The organism is Streptomyces sp. NPDC004542 (genome assembly GCF_040610035.1).
GTDB lineage: Bacteria > Actinomycetota > Actinomycetes > Streptomycetales > Streptomycetaceae > Streptomyces.
The window spans coordinates 106173-113780 of the sequence record NZ_JBEXLP010000016.1 but is presented as its reverse complement, the minus strand read 5'-3'; the positions used below and the strand labels follow the sequence as shown (position 1 = coordinate 113780).

Below are 7608 nucleotides of genomic sequence, written 5' to 3'. Positions count from 1 at the left end.
ACGGCCTCCGCGCCGTCCTGCACCGCGCGGGCCGCCTCGGCGGGCGGGACTCCGGCGGCGGTCAGCCGGCACATCGTCTCCACCATGGCCACGTCGCGCGGCGTCCAGCGCCGGTGCCGGCCTCCGGCGCGCTCGGCGGGACCGATCCCGTAGCGACGGTCCCAGGAGCGCAGGGTGGTCGGTGAGACACCGAGCCGCCGGGCCAGGGCTCCGGTGGTCAGCCCCGGTTCGGTGATCCGTGGGTCGCTCATACGGCGACTATACGACGCACAAACGATGCAAGTTGAGCCGCCGCTCGTCGGGCTTCCAGCATGGCCACACCGTCCCCTGTGAGGAGCCGTGGTCATGACCTCCTATCCGGCCGTCGCCGTCACCGACCTGCCCCGGTGGGCCCCGGTCGAGGAGTCCCTCGCCGACGAGGAGCTCGCACGCGGCCTGGTCGCGGGCGAGGAAGCCTGTCTCGCGGCGGCCTACCGCCGCTGGTCGGCGCTGGTGTACACGCTGGCCCTGCGCTCCCTGGGCGACGCCGGGGAGGCGGAGGACGTCACCCAGCAGGTGTTCCTCGGCGTGTGGCGCGGGCGGCGGGGCTACCGGCCCGAGCGCGGCCCGCTGGGCGGCTGGATCGTCGGCATCACCCGCCGCAAGGTCGCCGACGCCCTGTCCGCGCGGACCCGGCGCGGCGACGTGGTGACCGCCGCCGCGGAGGCCCTGGCCGGGACCGGCACACCCGAGGAGCCCACCTCGGCCGTCGACCGCGTACTGGTGCGCCACGAACTGGCCCGCCTCCCCGCGCCCCAGCGGCGGGTGCTGTACCTGGCCTTCTACGACGACCTGACCCAGACCCAGATCGCGGAGCGCACGGGCTGGCCGCTCGGCACGGTCAAGAGCCACGCGCGGCGTGGGCTGCACCGGTTGCGGCACGGCCTGGAGCAGCGGTCGTCCGACACGGAGGACCGGGACGGGAACACCTGAGCCCCGACCGCAGCGGTTTTCGATGCGGAAACGATGCGGAGGGGTGGGACCATGTGCGGGCGGACATCTGGAGGTGGAGCCATGGGCGAGGGGTACGGGCCGGGCCATGTCCCGCCGGACGACCTGGCGTCGATCGCCCTCGACGGGGCGCAGGCGGCTCCGGCGGAGCTCCTCGCCGAGGCACTGCCCCATCTCGCCGACTGCCGCCGGTGCCGGGACGTCCTGGCGGGGCTGCTGCTGGTCGTCGCCGCGGCCCGGGCCGCCCCGTCCGGGGAAGACCTCCTGGTCGCGCCCCCGGCACGGGTGTGGCGCGACATCCTCGCGCATCACCGGGGTCCCTCTGCTCCCACCTCTGCACATAAAGAATGAATAAGAGCAGAATGGAGGGTAGCGGCGCTTACCGCATACCGCACCAGACGCGGTCAGGCCTGTAAGTCAAAGGAGACGAGTCATGGCCAACGTCTCGCACAGAGGTGACATAACGAGCCACCCCGATGTATCCGAAATGCGGGCACGCTACGCCCGCATGCTCGGCGGTCGTGATGTGGCGCTCGTGGACGGACCGGTGTTCCTGCTCGGTCTGTACTGCGCTGCGTCGCCCTGGATCCTCCACTACACGACGAGCCAGCCGGCGCTCGCGGTCCACAACCTGATCATGGGCATCGCCATCGGCCTGCTGGCCCTGGGGTTCACCACGGCCCCCGCACGGATGTACGGCCTCAGCTGGGCCATGTGTGCCATGGGTGTCTGGATGATCATCGCACCCTGGATCGTGGGCAGCGGCCCGGACGCCGGCGTGATCGCCAACAACGTCGTCATCGGCGCACTGGCCGTGGTCCTCGGGCTGATGTGCGCAGGTACGGCGGCGAAGAGCGCTCCCAAGCCGTGACCCGAGAGCCCCTGGAAGGAGAGGAAGCGGGGCCGGTCCGTGGACGGCGGACCGGCCCCGCCGCACGCCGGCGCGCTCAAGTCCCGGCCCGCTCCGCCCGCGGCGTCGGCGCGGTGCCGTACTCCTCGCTGATCTCTTTCGGACCGAACGGCCACACCCGCTCCAGCCGGGCCCAGACCAGGTAGGCCGCGCAGCCCAGGGCGAGCCAGGCCAGGGACCACTCCATGGGATGGCGGCCCGGGGAGTTCTCGTCGGCGTAGCCGTAGATCACGCACCAGCCGGCAAAGGCCACGACGCTCGGCAGCGGGTAGAGCCACATCCGGTACGGGCGCCGCAGATCCGGCCGGCGCCCGCGCAGCACGCTGAGCGCCACGATCTGGGCCAGCGCCTGCACGATCACCATCACCGTGGTGAGCAACTGGATCAGGGTCGCCAGGTCGGTGTGGCGGCCGATCAGAAAGCCGATCGCCGTGATCGCACCCATGGTGGCCAGACCCAGCATCGGGAAGCGGTGCCGGGGGTGCAGTTTCGCGTAGGAACGGAAGAACACCCGGTCACGGGCGGCATCACAGGGCACCCGCGAACCGCCGAGCAGGCCGGTGAAGACCGAGGCGAAGGCCGTGACGAGAATCAGGACGGTCACCGTGTCGGCGGCTCCCTTGCCCCAGGTCTTCTCCAGCACCGCCGATGCCACCGAGGTGGAGGCGATGTCCCGCGGGTCCGTCATCCGGTGCCAGTCGATCACCCCGAGCGTGCCGATCTGGAGCAGCAGGTAGATCGCCATGATGCCGAGGATGGACAGGAGGATGGAGCGCGGCAGGGTGCGGCCGGGGTCCTTGATCTCGGCACCCATGTAGGCGGTGGTGTTGTAGCCGAGGTAGTCGTAGATGCCGATGGTCAGACCGGCGGCGAAGCCGAGCCAGAAGCGGTCGCTCGTCAGGTCGAAGACGTGGGCTGGGTAGGTGAAGGCCATGTGCGGGCTGAAGTCCGTGGCCGCCGCGACGATCACCAGGAGCACCGAGGCGATCATCACGGTCCACATCACGGCGGCGATGCGGGCGATGTGCTCGATGCCGCGCCACAGCAGGATCACCACGAGGGTGATGACACCCAGCCCGACCAGGTCGCCCTGGGTCCCGGTCAGGTCCGGGGCCAGATAGCCCAGGTACTGGACGAAGCCGACCACACCCGTGGACATGATCAGCGGGATGAAGAGCATCGCCGTCCAGACGAACAGGAACGGCATCAGCCGGCCCGTACGGTACTGGAAGGCCTGGCGGAGGTAGACGTAACTGCCGCCGGAGCCGGGCATCGAGGCCCCGAGCTCGGCCCAGACGAGACCGTCGCACAGGGCCAGCACCGCGCCCGCGACGAAGCCGATGACGGCCTGGGGGCCACCGAACGCGGCGACCATCAGCGGGATCGTCACGAACGGACCGATCCCGCACATCTGGCTCATGTTGATGGCGGTGGCCTGGAACAGGCCGACGCGGCGGACGAAGCCACCCGTGGGTGGCGGACTACCGGACATGGGGACTCCTGACGCGCGGCAGGCAGCGGGCTCGCCCGGCGGGGCCGAGTGACCGGGTGGCCGATATAGTTAAGGAGATTTACCAGAGGCGTCAAGCAGGCGCCGGGATGGCATGAGAAGAGTCGGATGCCCGCCAGCGACGCCATGGACCCGCCGGATCAGCCCTGGAGCCGGCAGCGCCTGCGCAGCGCCAACGAGCGGCTGCTGCTCGACCGGCTGCGGATCCTCGGCACGGCCTCGCGCGCCCAACTGGCCCGCGAGACGGGCCTGTCCAAGCCGACCGTGTCCAGTGCGCTCGCCTCGCTGGAGGCCGCCGGGCTGGTCCGCAAGGTCGGCACCCACGTCCCCGAGCGCGGCCGCACGGCGGTCCTGTACGCCCCCGACCCGGCCGCCGGGTACGTGCTCGGCGTGGACGTGGGCCGCGGCTGGCTGCGGGTGGCCGTCGCCGACCTGGCCGGCACGCTGGTCGCCCGCGCCGACGTGCGCAACCGGGCCCGCGGCTCCGACGCCCTTGCCGACCTGGTCGCCTCCTCTGCCCGGCAGGTGGTGGCGAATGCCCGGCAGGTGGTGGCGAACTCGGGCGTGGACCCGTCCGAGGTGGTGCACGGGGTGGTGGGCACGCCCGGCGTGTACGACGAGAGGCAGCGGCGGGTGCGGTACGCCATGCACCTGCCGAGCTGGGGCCGCGCCGGGCTGCTGGACCGGCTGCGCGAGGAGCTGGGCGTGCCGCTGGAGGTGCACAACGACGCCAACCTGGCCGCGCTGGGCGAGTACACCTACGGGGTCGGCGCGGGCAGCAGGCTGGTCGCGTACATCCTGATCGGCACCGGGCTCGGCATGGGCGTCGTCAGCGAAGGACGGCTGTTCACGGGGGCGCACGGGCTGGCCGGGGAGATCGGCTTCCTGCCGTGGCCCGGGCAGCGGAAGCCGGAGCGGCTGGAGGACGCGGTGTCGGGGGTCGCCGTGGTGGAGGCGGCGCGCCGGTTCGGGATGAGCGGGCAGCTCACCGCGAAGTCCGTGTTCGACGCGGCCCGGCGGGGCGACACCGCGGCACGGCAGGCGGTGCGGCTGGAGGGCGAGCGGATAGCGCACACCGTGGCGGCGGCCGCCGCGGTACTGGACCCCGATCTGGTGGTGCTGGGCGGGGGCGTCGGCCACAGCGTGGACCTGCTGCTCGGGCCGGTCCGGGACCAGCTGCGCACGCTCACTCCGCTGCGGCCGAAGATCGCCCCGAGCCGGCTGGGTGAGGACGCGGTGCTCCTCGGCGCGGTGGCGACGGCGCTGGGCACGGCGCGGGAGAAGGTGTTCGAGCGCAGGTCCGGCGGGGCGTGAGCGGCGGACGCCGGGCCGCGGTGACGGGCCGAGCTCTGGTCGCGGTGATCGATCACGCCCCGCCGCGGTGATTGACACGGTCCGTCCGGAACCCTAGCTTGAGGCAGGTTAGTAAAGTTTCCTAACTTTACCGAGGCTGGAGACCCCTGTGTTCCCTCGCCCCGCCGACCGTCGCCGCCTCGTCACGGCCGCCGTCACCCTGGGCCTGCTCTGCTCGCTGGGCGGCGGCGCCTGGGCCGGACCCCGGCCCCCCGCCGAGTCGCACGGCCGGCCCCGTACCACGCACGTCCCCTCCGCCACCGGCACCGGCACCGCGCTGACCGGCTACGCGATCCAGTCCACGGCGAAGGTGACCGACTCCGCGTCCGCCGTCTCCTCCCCCGGCTATCCCGCGGCCGGCTGGTATCCGGCGCGGTCCCGCTCCACCGTCCTGGCGGCCCTGCTCGCCGACGGGGTGTACCCCGATCCCTTCCGGTCCACCAACCAGCAGAAGATCCCGAAGGCCGACTTCCAGGTCCCGTGGTGGTACCGCTCCGACTTCACGGTCGACGACACCGGGCCGCGCACCTACCTGGACTTCAGCGGGATCGTCTCGGCGGCGGACGTGTACGTCAACGGCACGCGGGTGGCCCGGGCCGCGGACGTCACGGGCGCCTACACGCACCACGAGCTGGACGTCACCCCGCTCGTGCGGGCGGGCACGAACACGGTCGCCTTCCGCGTCCGGCCCAACCAGCCGAACAAGAACCTGACGATGGGCTGGATCGACTGGCTCCAGCCGCCGCCGGACCAGAACATGGGCATCGTCCGCGATGTCCTCGTCCGCCGCGGCGGCCCGGTCGCGCTGCGCGACGCGCACGTGGTGACGAAGCTGGACGTGCCGTCGCTGGCCTCGGCGGACCTGACGGTGAAGGCACAGGCCCGCAACGACTCCGCCGCGCCCGTCACCGCCGAGGTCACCGGCAGCATCGGCGGGATCACCTTCACCCGGACCGTCCCGCTCGCGGCGCACGAGACGAAGACCGTGACCTTCACACCCGCCGACGTCCCCGGCCTGCACCTCGGATCCCCGAAGGTGTGGTGGCCCGCGGGCATGGGCGGGCAGCCCCGGTACGGCCTGGACCTCACCACGTCGGTCTCCGGCACGGTGTCGGACACCGTGCACGAGAGCTTCGGCATCCGGGACGTGCGGGCGCCGCTGAACTCCGACGGCGCCCGCCAGTACGGGATCAACGGCCGCAAGCTGCTGATCAAGGGCGGCGGCTGGTCTCCGGACGAGTTCCTGCGCTGGGACACCCGCTATGCCGAGGACCGGCTGAAGTACGCCCTCGACCTCGGCCTCAACACCATCCGTCTGGAAGGCCACATCGAACCGGACGAGTTCTTCGACCTCGCCGACCGGTACGGCATCCTCACCCTGCCGGGCTGGGAGTGCTGCGACAAGTGGGAGGGACAGGTCAACGGGAGCGGCGAGTCCGGAGACCCGTGGACCGACGCCGACTATCCCGTGGCCAAGGCCTCGATGGCCGCCGAGGCGGCCCGGCTGCGCGACCACCCGAGCGTGGTCTCCTTCCTGATCGGCAGCGACTTCGCCCCCGACGCCACCATCGAGAAGAACTACCTGGACGCGCTGAAGGCGGCCGACTGGCCGACCCCCGTGGTGGCCGCCGCCTCCGACAAGTCCTCGCCGCGGCTCGGCAGTTCCGGCATGAAGATGACCGGCCCGTACGACTGGATCCCGCCCGGCTACTGGTACGCCAAGCGCGAGGGCGGAGCCACCGGCTTCAACTCGGAGACCAGCGCGGGCCCCGACATCCCCACCCTCGACACCCTGCGCCGGATGATGACACCGGCCGAACTGGACACGCTCTGGAAGGATCCGGGCGCCAGGCAGTACCACCGCTCCCCGTCACCGGTCTTCGGCACCCTCAAGATCTACGACGACGCCCTCACCGGCCGCTACGGCGCCCCGACGAGCCTCACGGACTACGTGCGCAAGGCCCAGCTCGCCCAGTACGAGGCCGTACGCGCCCAGTTCGAGGCGTACCGGCGCAACGCGACCGACTCCTCGAAGCCGTCCACCGGCGTGATCCACTGGATGTTCAACAGCGGCTGGACGTCCCTGCACTGGCAGCTGATGGACCGGTACCTCGACCAGGGCGGGGCCTACTTCGGCGCGAAGAAGGCGAACGAGCCCCTGCACGTGCAGTATTCCTACGACGACCGCTCGGTCGTCGTGGTCGGCGACCGGCATGCCGCCGCCTCGGGACTCACGGTGCGGGCGACGCTGTTCGACCCGGACGGGACGCAGAGGTACGACAGGACCGTCACCGGGGTGGCGGTCGACGGGGACGGCGCCCGCGCCACCGCTGTGACCCTGCCCTCCACGGTGAGCGGACTGCCGAAGACCTACCTGGCCCGGCTGACCCTGACCGACTCCTCCGGCAAGGAGGTGAGCCGGAACGTGTACTGGCTCTCCACCGCACCGGACACCCTCGACTGGGACCGGACCGACTGGTACCACACGCCCACGGAGCACTACGCCGATCTGAAGGGGCTGGCCGCGATGGGGCGGGCGCCGGTGTCGGCGACGGCGTCCACCCGGTCGTCGGGCGGCACGTCGACCACGACGGTGACGCTGCGCGCCACGGGGAGCGGGAAGACCCCGTCGCTGCTGACGGACGTCCACCTGGTCGACGCGGCGGGCAGGCCGGTGCTGCCGGTGCGCTGGTCGGACAACGAGGTCGGTCTGTGGCCCGGCGAGTCGGTGACGCTGACCGCCACCTACCGGACGGCCGATCTGCACGGCTCGGCCCCCCGGGTGCGGGTCTCCGGCTGGAACACGGCGGAGCAGACGGTTCCGGCCGGGTGACCCGGTGGGGCC

General features: G+C 71.9%; 7 protein-coding genes. 5 read left to right on the top strand and 2 right to left on the bottom strand.

The genetic code is table 11. The features are described 5' to 3' along the window. Nucleotides 1-251, bottom strand: a 251-nt coding sequence (locus ABZX30_RS12620; protein WP_355932323.1) for a MerR family transcriptional regulator, incomplete at its 3' end; no start/stop codon positions are given. A gap of 94 nt (nucleotides 252-345) precedes the next feature. On the opposite strand from ABZX30_RS12620, the gene ABZX30_RS12615 reads away from it, so the two are divergent. From ABZX30_RS12615 to ABZX30_RS12605, 3 genes are all read left to right on the top strand, one after another. Continuing rightward, nucleotides 346-972: a sigma-70 family RNA polymerase sigma factor gene (locus ABZX30_RS12615; protein WP_355932320.1), complete on the top strand. Its 627-nt coding sequence runs from the start codon at nucleotides 346-348 to the stop codon at nucleotides 970-972. Between the two features lie 81 nt (nucleotides 973-1053). Further along, nucleotides 1054-1341 carry a hypothetical protein gene (locus tag ABZX30_RS12610; protein ID WP_355932318.1) on the top strand — a complete coding sequence of 96 codons (288 nt, stop codon included), beginning with the start codon at nucleotides 1054-1056 and terminating at the stop codon, nucleotides 1339-1341. A gap of 82 nt (nucleotides 1342-1423) precedes the next feature. After that, nucleotides 1424-1861, top strand: a complete 438-nt coding sequence (locus ABZX30_RS12605) for an SPW repeat protein (protein ID WP_355932315.1) — start codon at nucleotides 1424-1426, stop codon at nucleotides 1859-1861. 76 nt (nucleotides 1862-1937) lie between these two features. On the opposite strand, the gene ABZX30_RS12600 is transcribed toward ABZX30_RS12605, so the two are convergent. Beyond that, on the bottom strand, nucleotides 1938-3392 hold the full coding sequence (locus ABZX30_RS12600) for an APC family permease (protein WP_355932312.1): 1455 nt from the start codon (nucleotides 3390-3392) through the stop codon (nucleotides 1938-1940). A 126-nt stretch (nucleotides 3393-3518) separates the two neighbouring features. Between ABZX30_RS12600 and ABZX30_RS12595 the strand changes: the two genes are divergently transcribed. Next, nucleotides 3519-4724: an ROK family transcriptional regulator gene (locus ABZX30_RS12595; protein ID WP_355932309.1), complete on the top strand. Its 1206-nt coding sequence runs from the start codon at nucleotides 3519-3521 to the stop codon at nucleotides 4722-4724. A 148-nt stretch (nucleotides 4725-4872) separates the two neighbouring features. Beyond that, nucleotides 4873-7596, top strand: coding sequence for a sugar-binding domain-containing protein (locus ABZX30_RS12590; protein ID WP_355932306.1), 2724 nt, complete (start codon nucleotides 4873-4875; stop codon nucleotides 7594-7596). Nucleotides 7597-7608 lie beyond the last annotated feature (12 nt).